This window comes from Kosakonia sp. H7A, from assembly GCF_003028445.1.
GTDB lineage: Bacteria > Pseudomonadota > Gammaproteobacteria > Enterobacterales > Enterobacteriaceae > Kosakonia > Kosakonia radicincitans.
The window spans coordinates 967,144-979,867 of the sequence record NZ_PYTZ01000001.1; the positions used below are offsets into that span (position 1 = coordinate 967,144).

Below are 12,724 nucleotides of genomic sequence, written 5' to 3' on the forward strand. Positions count from 1 at the left end.
CGCAAGTGGCGGGAATACATTCGACTGGTGTATTGTTTTTAAACGATTAATCACGCAGACGGATGTTTATATATGCTCAAAATCCTTGGCAAAACCTCTTCTATCAATGTGCGTAAAGTGTTGTGGACCTGCGAGGAAGCGGGGCTGGATTATTTACAGGAAGATTACGGCAGCGGTTTTGCCTCGACCGAGACCGACGCATTCCGCGCACTGAACCCGAACGCCATGGTGCCCGTTCTGCTGGATGATGAGTTTGTGCTGTGGGAATCGAACTCGATTTGCCGCTATCTGGCGCGTAAAACGGGGCGCAGCGATCTGTTACCTGCCGAACCGCAGGCCTGCGCCATTGTGGAGCACTGGATGGACTGGCAAGCCACCGAGTTTAACAACGCCTGGCGCTATGTCTTCCCCGCGCTGGCGCGCAAAAACCCGGCCTTTAATGATCCAAAAGCCATTGAGGCGGGTATCAAAGAGTGGAACCACTGCATCTCCATTCTGGAGCAGCAACTGCAACGCACCGGCGCCTTTGCCGCGGGCGATACCTTTACACTGGCAGATGTGGTGCTGGGGCTGTCGGTGAACCGCTGGAAAATGACGCCGTTTGAACATCCGGAGGTGCCGGCTATCGACGCGTGGTTTGCGCGGCTGAACCAGCGCCCGGCGTTTTTGCGCCATGGTAATAATGGGATGGTATAGGAAAACGGAGCAGCGAAAGGATTTGAAAACGGCAGAAAACTGTATTTATATACAGCTTTCTGCAAACCTGGTGAAAAGATGAAACGAGGAAGATACTGCCTGTCGGTTGCCGTTTTTGTCCTGCTGCGCAAAGAAAATCATATCTGCATGTTGAAACGTACCGGCACGGGCTGGATGGACGGTTGGTACAGCCTGCCTGCCGGTGGGCTGGAGGAGAATGAAACGCTGGCGACGGCAGCGGCCAGAGAAGCCAAAGAGGAGAGCGGCGTGCTGATTGCCCCGCAGGATCTTCGCTTAAGCCATTCGATGCATGTCCGCACGGAAGACCGCTCATGGATGGGGCATTTTTTTACCTGCACCCGCTGGGAAGGCGAACCACACATTGCCGAGCCGGACAAGCACGGCGATATGCACTGGCAGGCCATTGAGGATTTGCCGCAAAACACTATCCCGTATGTCCGGCAGGCGGTTCAGCAGATTATCGCGGGGCAGCCCTACTCAGAATACGGCTGGTGAAGCGCGGGGTTCAGCGCCCGAGGATTGTCCGCACCCCTTTTACACCTCGCGCTAAGCCCCAGGCAATAACCAACACAATCAGCACCAGCATGAAAGTGCTTGCCGGATCCATGCCCCATTCGTAGGTATCGGCAAGGATCTTGTGCTGCCAGAGCAGATCAAAAAGCCTGTCCGATGACCACAGCCAGAATCTATCGACAGGCCTGACGGCACCGGTGATAAAAAAGGCGATCGCCACATAGAACAGCCCCGCCAGAACCTTAATAATTGCCGCCCGCATCGTTTTTCCCTTTACAGCGCTGCTCACTTAGAACGGTTTTACCAGCGCGTGGCCTGCATATCGATAACAAAGCGATACTTCACCTCGCCTTTCAGCATGCGGGCAAACGCCATTTCAATCTCTTCACCGTTAATCATTTCGATATCAGCGGTGATGTTATGTTCGCCGCAGAAGTCCAGCATCTGCTGAGTTTCCTGAATGCTGCCAATCGATGAACCGCTGATGCTCAGGCGACGAAAAACCATGGGCGTAATGTCCGGCGCGGCGTGTGGCCGATCCGGAATGCCAACCAGCACCAGGCGGCCATTGGTTTTTAAGGTGGCCAGATATGGATCGAGATCATGCGGTGCGGCAACACAGTCAAGAATAAAATCCAGCGAGGTCTGGCAGGCGGCCATCTGCGCGGCATCGCGGGAAACGACAACGCGCGTTGCTCCAAGACGGCGGGCATCGGCGCCCTTCTCCGGCGAGGTGGTAAACAGCGTCACTTCTGCGCCCATCGCGCTCGCCAGTTTCACCGCCATATGCCCCAGCCCACCAAGGCCGACGACGCCCACCGCATCGCCAGCTTTAACGTTGAAATGGCGCAGCGGCGACCAGACGGTGACCCCAGCGCAGAGCAGCGGCGCAACGCCCGCCAACGGCAAGTTTTCCGGAACAGAAACGACAAAGTGCTGATCGACAACCACGCGCTGCGCATAACCGCCCCAGGTACTGTCGCCGGTATATTTATCGATGCCGTTGTAGGTGGCGGTAAAGCCCGTTTCGCAATACTGCTCTTCCTGCTGTTTGCAGAAGTGACATTCACGGCAGGAATCGACCATCACACCGACACCAACGATATCGCCAGGTTGATATTTCGTTACCGCCGCGCCGGTTGCCACCACGCGGCCGACGATTTCATGCCCCGGCACCAGCGGATAGCGACTCACCGCCCATTCGTTACGCGCCATGTGCAGATCCGAGTGGCAAACGCCGCAGTAAAGGATCTCGATACTCACGTCCTGCTGTTGCAGCGGGCGCAGATTAATCGTGCCGGAAGTCAGAGGGTTAGCCGCATCGCGTGCAACTAATGCATTGATTTTCATAGTGCCTCCATGAGAACAGGCGTTGGCTGACTGAAGGCGGCAGACTATAATCCTCATGGTTCGATATTGATAGTAGTCACCATTTGGTGACCATAACGTGGGGAGATCGCCATGCCAGCCTGGGTCGACGGCAAACTCTTTTTCTATGCGGATTCGCCGCCGCGTCGTTTGATGGATCTTTTTTCAGTGAAATGGAGCACCATGGTGCTGCATGCGCTGTATCACTGGCCGGAAGGACGCGCCCGTACCGGCGAACTGCAACGTAGCCTGCAAGGCATTTCGAAAAAGATGCTGTTTCAGACGCTAAAGGAGCTGGAGCAACGCGGGCTGATCGTGCGCCACGTTTATGACGTAGTGCCGCCCAGGGTGGATTACCGGCTCACGTCACTGGGTAAAACCTTTGCCGAACCGATCGAACAGATGTATCAGTGGGGGCTGGAAAACCAGGCCGCGCTGGATGAAATGGAAAAGAACTACCGCACGCCGGAATAACTGCCCCGCCCGCGCGGTCACCCTAAATTAACGCTCAGATTGATCGGCCGGTTTTTTGGCCTTCTGGTAAATATCTGGCCGGGCGATGGTCCAGGTGTAATTTTGCCGGTTAACCGGTTGATAGCCGAACTTCTCGTACAGCCAGGGGGCGGTGGAGGTAAATAGCACGATCCGGCGTAATTTCGCGAAAACCGGATGTGCGTGGCAGCAGGCGATCAGCCAGCGGCCCAGCTTCTCCCCCTGATACTCCTCCAGCACATATACGTCGCAAAGATAAGCAAACGTGGCGTAATCCGTCACCAGCCGGGCAAAACCGACCTGCTCACCATTGTGAAAAAGACCGAAATTCAGGCTGTTTTGTACGGAGATAGCCACCGTTTCGCGATCGATACCTGCCGCCCATGTAGAACGGGTCAAATAACGGTGGATTGCCGCGATATCCTGCTTCTCTTTATCGGTGGTGATCAGATAACCCTCTTTACGCCATTCCTGTGTCGCTATCATGCTGGTTTCTCTTCTGTCGTCTCGCCCAAAAGTTCACCGTACCACGATCTGAGAACAAAGAAGTACGGTATCGTTTTTTTACATTGCCCTGTATTGAGCAGGCAGACTGCATACAATGCCGTTTGAAACCGACGCGGAAGATGAAGCGCAGGCGGTGGATAACATGCTGGCGCATTTCAAAGAGAACACCGCTGTGCCCGAAGAATTCATCAAAGATGACTGCATTCCCGCCACGATTTTTGAACTCATTTTCGCCGCAGCTCGATAAAGCGAAGGCCGCAGGCGCGGCCTTTTTTAATGCGATGCGGGCAGCGCCTCGCCGGACATATGCAATATTGCCGCCTTCATCGACGCGTCAAACATCGCGCCGTGCGTCAGCCCCGGATAGAGCAAATACGTAACCGGCAAATCGTCAGCGCGCAGTCGGGAAACCCTATGTTGTATAGCGCTCAGCACACCGGAAGAGGCGTTTTCATCATCGGCCTTGCGGTCGCCATCACCTTCGAGAAACCACAGCGATTTATGGCCGAATGACGCTTTCGGCAACCTGTCCATCGCCTTGAGCAACGTAAAGTTGTTCCGCTCCAGCGAAGGTACAGCCGAGTAATAAGCGCTAAAAAATGTCGATGAGAGATAACTCTCCAGCACCAATAACCCGCCGTAAGAGTGCCCCCACAGCGCCCGTTTCTGCGGATTTACCGCAACGCCTTTTTCGGCCTGCGGCGCGATGGTGGTTTCCAGCAACTGACGGAAAAGCGCGCTGCCACCGCCCTGACGGCCACGCAGATTTTGCGGCTCTCCTTCTGCGGCAGGTGTGTAATCGTAGGCCCTGGCCGTCAGATCAAAAGGCAGATCGGTCTGATAACCGACCGCCACCAGCACCGGCGGATCGCGTTCTGACAATTTCTGCAACAGCGGCTCCGAAAGCTTGTCCATTACCGCATTGCCATCCAGCAGATACAGCACCGGATAACCGGCCGCGGGAGGACTTTTTTTCGGTATCGCGGTCCACACTTTGTAATGCCGCTTGCCGTCGGTGGAATCAAAAGTATTGACGGCAAAATGGTAAAATGCCGACCCCTTATCGGCGATATTCGGCCCGAGCGGGGTCATATCAGGCCGTGAAAAAACGGTTTTCGAACAAAGCAGCAGCACAACCAGCGCGGCCAGGCGCGCGGCATAAAAACGACGATGCATTACGCATACTCCCTGTGCATCAGCACCGCAGTCTTCGCTGCCAGGCTGAAAAGTCAAATGAACGGGACAAACGTTAATAGGAATTATTCTTGATTGCAATAATTACGCGTTTACCTCTTACCTGAACAAATCTGGCTTCATCTTCCTTCCACGACCGAACAACGCAGAACACCAGGCAGCTTTCCTGCCTCTCCTCTCTCAACCAGGATAAATTTTATTCCGCGAAAAATAGCCCGATGTAGCATGACAACGCCTTGTTATCTTGTGGTTTTCATTTTTTCAAAGGGAATTTTATGGGATGGGATAGATCTGCTGCGGTGGATTATCTGGTGAAACATGCAGGCACAAAATCCCGGTCTGAATGTGCAAAATACACTCTGCTGGCGGCATCAACCTTATACAAACGCGGTATGCGAAAGATTATGGCGACTCATTGCTGAAAGCTGGATTTGTCGCCTTACCGCAAACGGCAATACCAGAAAAAGGCGATGTTGCCATTATTCAGCCCTATATTGGGGGGAACGGTATCGGACATATGACCATGTTTGATGGTAAAACATGGTACTCAGATTTTAAACAACGAGACATGTATCCGGGGCCGGGTTATCGCAGACTTCACCCTTCTTATACTATCTACAGGAAGAACTGATGCGTTTAATAATCTCATTATTGCTCGCGTGTTATCTGCCCTTCGCCAGCGCAAATACTGCCACCGATGTGCAGAAAAATATTACGGAATTCTATACCTTTTATCTGCATGAATTAGATAAAACACCGCCGGATGAAATGGCCAAAATGGAGAAAATGCACAAGTGGGTCTCCGGTAAATTACTGGCCCGCATTGCAGCTATCTATAATATGCCTGAACAGGAGTTGCTGGGAGCCGACTATTTCACCTACAGCCAGGATTATGATCCGGCGTGGATCCCACGCCTGAAAGTTTCTCCGGCGTATCCTGATGGGGATAATCTTAAGCTCGATGTCTGGCTGGGTATAGAAGATAACAAGCTGGCGCATCTGCAGGTCTGGACATGCAAGGAAGACGGACAATGGAAAATCTTCCGGGTTATTGATGCCGGGGAACATATCGAACAAAAATTGTATTAAATCGGCTTCGCCCGTGGAAACACGGGTTTTATTTCTGCTTCAAAACACCAATTTAATACCGCCGGGTGTTTATTTACTTCCCCACCCCACGTTATTCGATATTCGCTCCCGCCTTAATTGTGATCGATCTCTTTTCCCTTCCTGTTCGCCTGGCCTGTTATTAACGTCCGGCAAATCGGATATCCAGCGGCAGCACAATGACCGGGCGAGCATTTTTCTGACGTTTAATCCACGCGCCCTCTTGCCGCGGTTGTTCTGTAATGCGCGTTCCCTGTTCACGCAAAATCGTAATGACATGTTCGAACTCGGTTTCACTCACCGGCCGGGGCTGCCAGAATGTTTGCTGGTTATCGGTAAAAATGGGCTGTAATTCCAGCGCTGGCTGTGTGCCCCCTAAGGACAAACGCACGATAAAACCGTACGGCGGCATTCCGCGTGACTGATACTCTCCGTTGCTGTTGAACACGCCATTACCAATGCTGTAGAGCACCCAGCCTTGCCCGGTGCGCAGGATATCGCCAGGAATATGCGGGCCGGAGCCAATAATCAGATCGGCGCCAGCATCCATCAACCGCTTCGCAAGCTGGCGCTGCTGAGGGCGTGTCCATTGATAATCTTGCCCCCAGTGAGCCAGCACAATCAGCGTTGCCGGATCGTCGCTGCGTTTTTCCTCGCGCAGCTTTTCCGTTAATCCTCCACTGATACAGGCAACGCCTGCGCGGCGGGGCTGCGCGTAGAAAGCGCAATCCTGCTCCATATATTGTCGAAACCAGTAAGCGCTGAAAAATTTAAAACGCCTGTCGTTGATCGCCAGCGTCAACGGCGCATGCGCCTGTGTGGCATTCATTCCCGCGCCAAACGTTGATATTCCTTGCTGATGAAAAGCATCCAGTGTACGACGTAGCCCGGCGATCCCCGCGTCCATTGCATGATTATTTGCCAGCGTCACAGCATCAATGCCATGATTTTTTAAGGTCACCGTTGTCGCGAGCGGATCGCCGGTAAGACAAAAGGGTTTACGCCCCGCCAGCGTGCCTTGCGTGCTCTCGGTGAGCGCCGCTTCAAAATTCGCGATCGTCAGATCGCTCCCCGCCAGTAGCGGCGCAATGCCGAGGAACGCGTGATCGTAACCGTAACGTTGCAGCCCATCATCGATGCCGCGGCGCTGACGCTGGCGCGTGTACCACTCGCCACAATAGGTGTCGCCCAGCAGCGCCACGGTAATGTCGTTTTTATCGAAGGTGATGACCTGCTCATCATTAACCACCGTTGCCTCTCCTTCCGCCTGCGCTAACAATTCATCCAATAAATAATCGAGATGAAAAGCATCATCTGCACCAGCGGCACAGGCCAGCCATAGCTCGCCGCCGTGGCGATGAATGGCAAATCCCCAGCGCGGTGTCCCGCCGGAGCTATAGCTGTAGCTGGCGCGGCCTGCGGCCTGAATGTTGCTGCTCTTGCGGTAAAGCCGCTCGCCAGACACCATTTCGCTTTCGGCAAACCAGTGCAGAAAATGAGGAAAATGGTGGTAAAAATGGCGAACCAGCTGCGCGATATCCTGCACCGTTGTTTGCTGCTGCCGCCACAACCGCCCCGACACATTACTGATTTGCGTCTGCGTCATCTTCAGCGCCTTTGCCTGCGCCTGCACGCGCGAAAGCGCCGCCGCCGTATCGCCGGCCAGATAATGCGCCAGGTTAACGGCGGCATCTCTGGCGTTGTGAATGATCATCGCCTGCAGCAGACATTTTACGCTGTACTCTTGTCCCGCTTTCAGCCCCAATGCCGGGCCTTTTTGCAAAATACCGGCAGGCACCGTTTTCGCGGTGATGGGGGTGGTCAGCGCGCTGTTGTTTTTGTTCTGCCGGGCAGCAAGTTGCGTAATTAATAACAGATGACTTAAATGCAAGGGTTCGAAAACCGCATCAGCATGGCACGACACCACCTGCTCACCGCGGGAAAGATTGATCAACACACCCGCCGTCTGACCCTCTTTTAACGCTGGCGCCGCACGACGGCTGATATTTTTCATTCGCCTGACGATCTGATGGAAGTCGGAGTCACTGACGCTGCCTTTTACCAGAACCACATCCCCCGCTTTCAGCCCGGCCATCACGCTTTCAGCCATCTCGTCAACCCGGGTAAAGTGGCCGCTGACCCGTCCGGCAGGCAACACGGCCATCAAATCCCGCATCTCTTCGCCATGCAACCAGACCCGATCAAAACCAGCCTGCAGCAGAGGTTCCGCCAGGGCAAGATGGCTCTCTTTAGCCAGTTCGCCGAGGGTTGCCAGCCGCCCGAGAACCGCAACACGCCGTTGCCCTGGACGCATTTGATACAGGGAGGCAACTTCAAATGCATTGCACATTGAGGTCAGCGTAGCGTTATAGTTGTCATCAATTAGCGTCACCGAACCGCCGCCAGGCAGCGTCATTGTCCCGGTTTGTAATTTATTTTTATGATTACGGTAATCTGCAATACGTCCGGCCGCTTTATTGATATCGCCGCCTGAAAAATGAATGGCAATCAGCGCAGCAACAGAATTTCTCGCCATGCCTTTTCCCGGCACATTCAGTTGATATTTAATTGCCGTGCCGTTGAATAAAATTTCTATTATTGAGTGGTCCGTTTCCGCTGCATAATTTGTGACAGGAACATCAGCCTGCGGATGAAAACCATAACTGATTACGCGGGCGCCGTAGCGAATAGCCTCCTGAGATACAAAATCATATTCATCCATATCACGATTTAATATCGCGTAGCCGCCAGGTAAAATCGCATTGCATAACCGTGTTTTAAAACGTGCAGTATCACGCAATGTTTTCACATTACGCCCCACCTGCGTCATGCCTATTTCCGTGATGATAACAATGTGGGGTTTTATTCGCGTCCCCGCGCCGCCAGACTGCATCCATAATGCGGAAATAGCCACTTCCAGCACCGCATGTTGTGGATCGGTAATACAGCGAGCAAGGCTTACCATCGTTCCGGTTCGGGTATTATGGTTCCCTTGTGTCGCAATCGTGGCCCCCTCCTCCGCCAGCAACATATGTAATAAATCTTTCGTCGATGATTTCCCTACCGTACCGGTGATAGCAATAATGGTGCCATTCATCCGACGGCGTGCTTCATCGGCGAGAACCGGTAATACATCATAGGTATTTTCCACAACCATTTGCGGAAACCCGTCAGGAAGCTCCGCAAGATAATGCTGAACAATTGCGCCACAGAAGTGATGATAATTATTTTTTAATACTTCATGAGTATCTTTCCAGCCCGCATAAATACCCATATTCCCGGAACCGGCATGCCAGGTTTTTTCATCCATCGCGATAAATAAACATTTACCGTTATTTTTTTGGGTATCAACCATGGTTAGCGCAATATTATCTGCCCGCCAGTCTGTGCCAGGTTGTACGTGCCATCTACTGCCCAGCAAACGCTCAAGCTCCGCGCTTTGCCATCCTCGCTGATGTGCATTGTTTGACATACTTTAACTCTTGATTGCCTTTAAGATTATGATATTCAGGGGGATATGCAGGCGATTCAATTAAAGCGACGCGATGATGTTTATCACGCAATGCGCGTGCAAATTTAACCTGAAGTTCAAAGGGGGTGATTTGATCCTGAAGATTACCAATGATCAGAATCTGACGCTGCGGGTCAGGAGGAATATTATCAATGTGGTAGAGCGGATCATAAGGATTTTCCAGGCCGGTAATATCTTTCCCTGCATCGCTGCGCTCACCACGTTCTTTACGCAGCGTTTCTGCCCGATTAAGAAGATCCCATGCCCCTGACGTTAAAATCGCACAGCGAATATCATTACGCCCGAGCGTTAATAACGCTGAGGCTGCGGTTGCGCCGCCACTATGGCCTGTCAAAATAAACTGCCCGATATTGTATTGTTGTCGCAACTTGTCCAGCGTGGCGTTTAACGCCAGAAATTCAGCACGTTGCCGACGATTATAGTGATTACCGCTGGAGCCGTAAGTGCCAGGTCTGGCAACAATAACGACCGGCAGGCCGGTTCGTATACTGAATTTTTGTGCGATTTTTCGTTGCGCCGTCGCGGTATTTGCCGGAATAGTTTGAGGATCGCGCTTGATAAAAGGCACACGATCGCCCAGAAATACCACCACCACCAGGGGTGCATTCTGCATATTTCCACCTGCAAAATATCGGATACAGTCAACTCCGCCATCATATTTTACCCAGACTTCATCAGCCGTAATGGGACAATTACTGCTAATGGCTTTTTGATGCCATAACAAGGGTATATCCGCATAAACAGAAACGGATAAAAAAAATAATGTGATTATTCCGATACGCAGTGGAAATAACATATTTGCCCCCAGAACCAGAACAATGGGCTGCTACAATTGCAGGGTATAAACCTGAAATTATTAAGAATAGATGTTGCTGGCGCTAAAAATTAACGGGGAGCCAAATGTCGCTTCATCAATTACTTACACATATGCAGCCCGCCGCAGAACAACTGGATATTAGCACGCCTTCCTCTTCCTCACCTGGCTGGGTTATTTTTTTCAGCGCCAGCGATGGTAAAAGCCGTGCTCAGGTTGTGTGCGGGCGCGGCCAGCGTTTCGATGAAGCATGGCAGAACGGAGCTGCTGCATTGCAACATTCATGTGGTATCCGGGAAGCAGCCATGATCTGGCTGCGCGTTGATATCGTTGAACAGGTTGAAAAACTGCGTTGGGAGAAATTGCAGGAGAAGCTGGCGGCGACCAAACGTAACTATTTTCGTTGGGGATTAAGTTTCGATCCCGCTTTTAACTATGCCTTTCTGGAACAGGAAATTGCTGCCAACGCGCTGCTGTATGATGGAAAACAGGGCGTCGCGACGCCCAATAGTGCAAATCTGGCGCACTTTACCCGGCGGCGTTTTGGTGCGCGATTCGACTGGCCGCAGGAGGCGGATCGGCCGATCTGGCGCTTCAAAACCAGAGCGCTTTTTTCCGACGGTAAAACGCTACTGCCCATTGAATCTCACGGGCGAAACTCAGGGTATCGTCAGCTAACGCACTGGCAGGATGAACTGGAGATGATGATCCTGTCGGCCACCGATTATCTGGCGCGCCAGATAAAACCTGGCGGCCAATATGAATATGGCTGGTTTCCCTGTTTTGACCGCCGGATCCCCACCTACAACACGTTACGCCACGCCAGTTCGACCTATGCCTTACTTGAGGGCTGGGAGGTGAGCCGCAACGATGATCAGCGAAGGGCTATCGAACGCGCCCTGAAAAACCTGAGCGATGAGCTGATTCAAAATTATCAACTCCCCGATGGCAGCAGCGCGGATTTTCTTATCGATAGCGGTAATGAAATCAAGCTGGGCGGTAACGCAGTTTGCATCCTGGCAATGGCAAAACATGCTGAACTCACCGCCGACGATCGTTATCTTGCGCAGATGAACCGGCTGGCGAATGGCATTTGTTATATGCAGGATCCGCAAACCGGCGGTTTTGTGCATGTACTGCATGCAGCTGATTTATCACTAAAAGCTGAGCATCGCATTATCTATTACGATGGCGAAGCCGCCTTTGCGCTGATGCGCCTGTACGGAATTACCCGCGAGCCGCGCTGGCTCTCCTGCGTTGAACGGGCGATGGGCTATTTTATCGCTCAGCGGCACTGGCAGGCGCACGATCACTGGTTAAGCTACTGCGTGAATGAGTTGACACTCTATCGTCCGCTTGAACGTTATTACCAGTTTGGCCTTGACAACGTTCATGGCCATCTTGATTTTGTACTGAACCGGATCACAACCTACCCAACACTGCTGGAACTGATGATGGCGGCGGCAAAAATGATAGCCCGCCTGACGGAATCTGAGCACCGGCATTTGTTAAAAGAACACGATCCTGAAAAATTTTCTCTGGCGCTGGAAACTCGCGCCCGTTATCTGGCTAATGGTTTTTTTTGGCCGGAACTGGCGATGTTTTTTAAAAATCCATCGCGTATCGTTGGCAGCTTTTTTATTCGCCACCACAGCTATCGGGTCAGGATTGATGATGTCGAACACTATCTTTCAGGTTACATCGCCTATCGAAAATACTGGCAACAACAAGCCGCTCAGAAAACTGAACAACACTCGGCTCTTTAGTACTGACTTATGAACGGGCGCCTCTACTCAACCAGAGCAGGCCATGGCAGGCAGCGATATTTGTGCTTCTGGTTGTTGCTTGTGTTTCTTTTTTCTCCCGGCGGATTGGCGGCGAGATGGGATTTCAATGCCATTAATTCCCGCACGCACCAGTTATATGGCACAGCGACGCCAGCAGCTCAGCAACGGATTGATCAATGGGCAATATTGGTGAATAACCCGCCGCAGGAATCGATTAAAGGAAAGTTAAATCGTGTGAACCAGTTTTTTAATCAACGCATGCTTTTTCGCGATGACAAGCTGGTCTGGGGAACGGAAGACTACTGGGCAACACCGATTGAATTTTTACGTAAAGGTGAAGGCGACTGCGAGGATTATGCATTAGCCAAATATTTCACATTGCGCGAAATTGGCGTGCCTGCCAGCCAGTTACGCATCACCTATGTCAAAGCAGTAAAACTGAACCAGGCGCATATGGTGGTGACGTGGTATGCCACGCCGGATGCGATCCCGTTGGTACTGGATAATTTGAATACCGCAATTTTACCGGCCACGCAGCGTCCGGATCTTCTGCCGGTTTATGCATTTAACGGCGAGGGGCTATGGCTGCCAGGAGCCGGGGGAAATAAACGTGTCGGCGACAGTAAGCGCTTATCCCGCTGGCAGGAGCTTCTCACAAGAATGCGGGCGGAAGGATTTGTCATTCAAGAATAG

At 52.3% G+C, this 12,724-nt stretch carries 13 protein-coding genes and 1 pseudogene; 8 read left to right on the forward strand and 6 right to left on the reverse strand.

The window, feature by feature from the left end:
* Positions 1–72 precede the first annotated feature (72 nt).
* Both CWM66_RS04485 and CWM66_RS04490 read left to right on the forward strand, forming a co-directional pair.
* Positions 73–696, forward strand: a complete 624-nt coding sequence (locus CWM66_RS04485; protein ID WP_007374055.1) for a glutathione S-transferase family protein — start codon at positions 73–75, stop codon at positions 694–696.
* A gap of 78 nt (positions 697–774) precedes the next feature.
* The gene (locus CWM66_RS04490) at positions 775–1,212 is read left to right on the forward strand and encodes an NUDIX domain-containing protein (protein ID WP_035885896.1); all 438 of its coding nucleotides are present in this window, start codon (positions 775–777) and stop codon (positions 1,210–1,212) included.
* Positions 1,213–1,222: 10 nt separating this feature from the next.
* On the opposite strand, the gene CWM66_RS04495 is transcribed toward CWM66_RS04490, so the two are convergent.
* Positions 1,223–1,492, reverse strand: coding sequence for a hypothetical protein (locus CWM66_RS04495; RefSeq protein WP_079518185.1), 270 nt, complete (start codon positions 1,490–1,492; stop codon positions 1,223–1,225).
* Positions 1,493–1,530: 38 nt separating this feature from the next.
* Entirely contained in the window at positions 1,531–2,580 is a 1,050-nt protein-coding gene (locus tag CWM66_RS04500) for an NAD(P)-dependent alcohol dehydrogenase (protein WP_107146277.1), read from the reverse strand.
* A gap of 111 nt (positions 2,581–2,691) precedes the next feature.
* Here CWM66_RS04500 and CWM66_RS04505 point away from each other — a divergent pair, with 111 nt between their 5' ends.
* Positions 2,692–3,072, forward strand: a complete 381-nt coding sequence (locus CWM66_RS04505; RefSeq protein WP_035885898.1) for a helix-turn-helix domain-containing protein — start codon at positions 2,692–2,694, stop codon at positions 3,070–3,072.
* A gap of 27 nt (positions 3,073–3,099) precedes the next feature.
* Here CWM66_RS04505 and CWM66_RS04510 read toward each other — a convergent pair whose 3' ends face one another.
* A complete protein-coding gene (locus tag CWM66_RS04510; RefSeq protein WP_107146278.1) occupies positions 3,100–3,576 on the reverse strand; it encodes a GNAT family N-acetyltransferase in 477 nt (158 codons plus the stop codon).
* Positions 3,577–3,691: 115 nt separating this feature from the next.
* On the opposite strand from CWM66_RS04510, the gene CWM66_RS29045 reads away from it, so the two are divergent.
* Positions 3,692–3,844 carry a hypothetical protein gene (locus tag CWM66_RS29045; protein WP_233218359.1) on the forward strand — a complete coding sequence of 51 codons (153 nt, stop codon included), beginning with the start codon at positions 3,692–3,694 and terminating at the stop codon, positions 3,842–3,844.
* A gap of 26 nt (positions 3,845–3,870) precedes the next feature.
* Here CWM66_RS29045 and CWM66_RS04515 read toward each other — a convergent pair whose 3' ends face one another.
* Positions 3,871–4,773 (reverse strand): alpha/beta hydrolase, encoded by a 903-nt coding sequence (locus CWM66_RS04515; RefSeq protein WP_107146279.1) that lies wholly within the window; start codon positions 4,771–4,773, stop codon positions 3,871–3,873.
* A 293-nt stretch (positions 4,774–5,066) separates the two neighbouring features.
* Here CWM66_RS04515 and CWM66_RS29210 point away from each other — a divergent pair.
* Together CWM66_RS29210 and CWM66_RS04525 are read left to right on the forward strand one after the other, a co-directional pair.
* Positions 5,067–5,422: pseudogene (locus tag CWM66_RS29210) on the forward strand (hypothetical protein).
* Entirely contained in the window at positions 5,422–5,880 is a 459-nt protein-coding gene (locus CWM66_RS04525) for a YbjP/YqhG family protein (protein WP_007374046.1), read from the forward strand. The pseudogene CWM66_RS29210 and the gene CWM66_RS04525 overlap by 1 nt, the downstream one beginning before the upstream one ends.
* A gap of 160 nt (positions 5,881–6,040) precedes the next feature.
* Here the strand turns inward: CWM66_RS04525 and CWM66_RS04530 are convergent, their stop codons facing one another.
* Both CWM66_RS04530 and CWM66_RS04535 read right to left on the reverse strand, forming a co-directional pair.
* Complete coding sequence (locus tag CWM66_RS04530; RefSeq protein WP_107146280.1) at positions 6,041–9,370, reverse strand: CapA family protein; 3,330 nt, start codon at positions 9,368–9,370, stop codon at positions 6,041–6,043.
* Positions 9,324–10,226: a S9 family peptidase gene (locus tag CWM66_RS04535; RefSeq protein WP_233218360.1), complete on the reverse strand. Its 903-nt coding sequence runs from the start codon at positions 10,224–10,226 to the stop codon at positions 9,324–9,326. Before CWM66_RS04535 ends, CWM66_RS04530 begins: the two co-directional genes overlap by 47 nt.
* A gap of 104 nt (positions 10,227–10,330) precedes the next feature.
* On the opposite strand from CWM66_RS04535, the gene CWM66_RS04540 reads away from it, so the two are divergent.
* Together CWM66_RS04540 and lapG are read left to right on the forward strand one after the other, a co-directional pair.
* Positions 10,331–12,010 carry a hypothetical protein gene (locus CWM66_RS04540; RefSeq protein WP_007374043.1) on the forward strand — a complete coding sequence of 560 codons (1,680 nt, stop codon included), beginning with the start codon at positions 10,331–10,333 and terminating at the stop codon, positions 12,008–12,010.
* A gap of 9 nt (positions 12,011–12,019) precedes the next feature.
* Positions 12,020–12,724: a cysteine protease LapG gene (gene lapG / locus CWM66_RS04545; protein WP_233218361.1), complete on the forward strand. Its 705-nt coding sequence runs from the start codon at positions 12,020–12,022 to the stop codon at positions 12,722–12,724.

Coding starts and splice junctions, on each gene's coding strand:
- CWM66_RS04485 (WP_007374055.1), top strand. CDS start 73: ATGCTCAAAATCCTTGGCAAAACCTCTTCTATCAATGTGCGTAAAGTG.
- CWM66_RS04490 (WP_035885896.1), top strand. CDS start 775: ATGAAACGAGGAAGATACTGCCTGTCGGTTGCCGTTTTTGTCCTGCTG.
- CWM66_RS04495 (WP_079518185.1), bottom strand. CDS start 1,492: ATGCGGGCGGCAATTATTAAGGTTCTGGCGGGGCTGTTCTATGTGGCG.
- CWM66_RS04500 (WP_107146277.1), bottom strand. CDS start 2,580: ATGAAAATCAATGCATTAGTTGCACGCGATGCGGCTAACCCTCTGACT.
- CWM66_RS04505 (WP_035885898.1), top strand. CDS start 2,692: ATGCCAGCCTGGGTCGACGGCAAACTCTTTTTCTATGCGGATTCGCCG.
- CWM66_RS04510 (WP_107146278.1), bottom strand. CDS start 3,576: ATGATAGCGACACAGGAATGGCGTAAAGAGGGTTATCTGATCACCACC.
- CWM66_RS29045 (WP_233218359.1), top strand. CDS start 3,692: ATGCCGTTTGAAACCGACGCGGAAGATGAAGCGCAGGCGGTGGATAAC.
- CWM66_RS04515 (WP_107146279.1), bottom strand. CDS start 4,773: ATGCATCGTCGTTTTTATGCCGCGCGCCTGGCCGCGCTGGTTGTGCTG.
- CWM66_RS04525 (WP_007374046.1), top strand. CDS start 5,422: ATGCGTTTAATAATCTCATTATTGCTCGCGTGTTATCTGCCCTTCGCC.
- CWM66_RS04530 (WP_107146280.1), bottom strand. CDS start 9,370: ATGTCAAACAATGCACATCAGCGAGGATGGCAAAGCGCGGAGCTTGAG.
- CWM66_RS04535 (WP_233218360.1), bottom strand. CDS start 10,226: ATGTTATTTCCACTGCGTATCGGAATAATCACATTATTTTTTTTATCC.
- CWM66_RS04540 (WP_007374043.1), top strand. CDS start 10,331: ATGTCGCTTCATCAATTACTTACACATATGCAGCCCGCCGCAGAACAA.
- lapG (WP_233218361.1), top strand. CDS start 12,020: ATGAACGGGCGCCTCTACTCAACCAGAGCAGGCCATGGCAGGCAGCGA.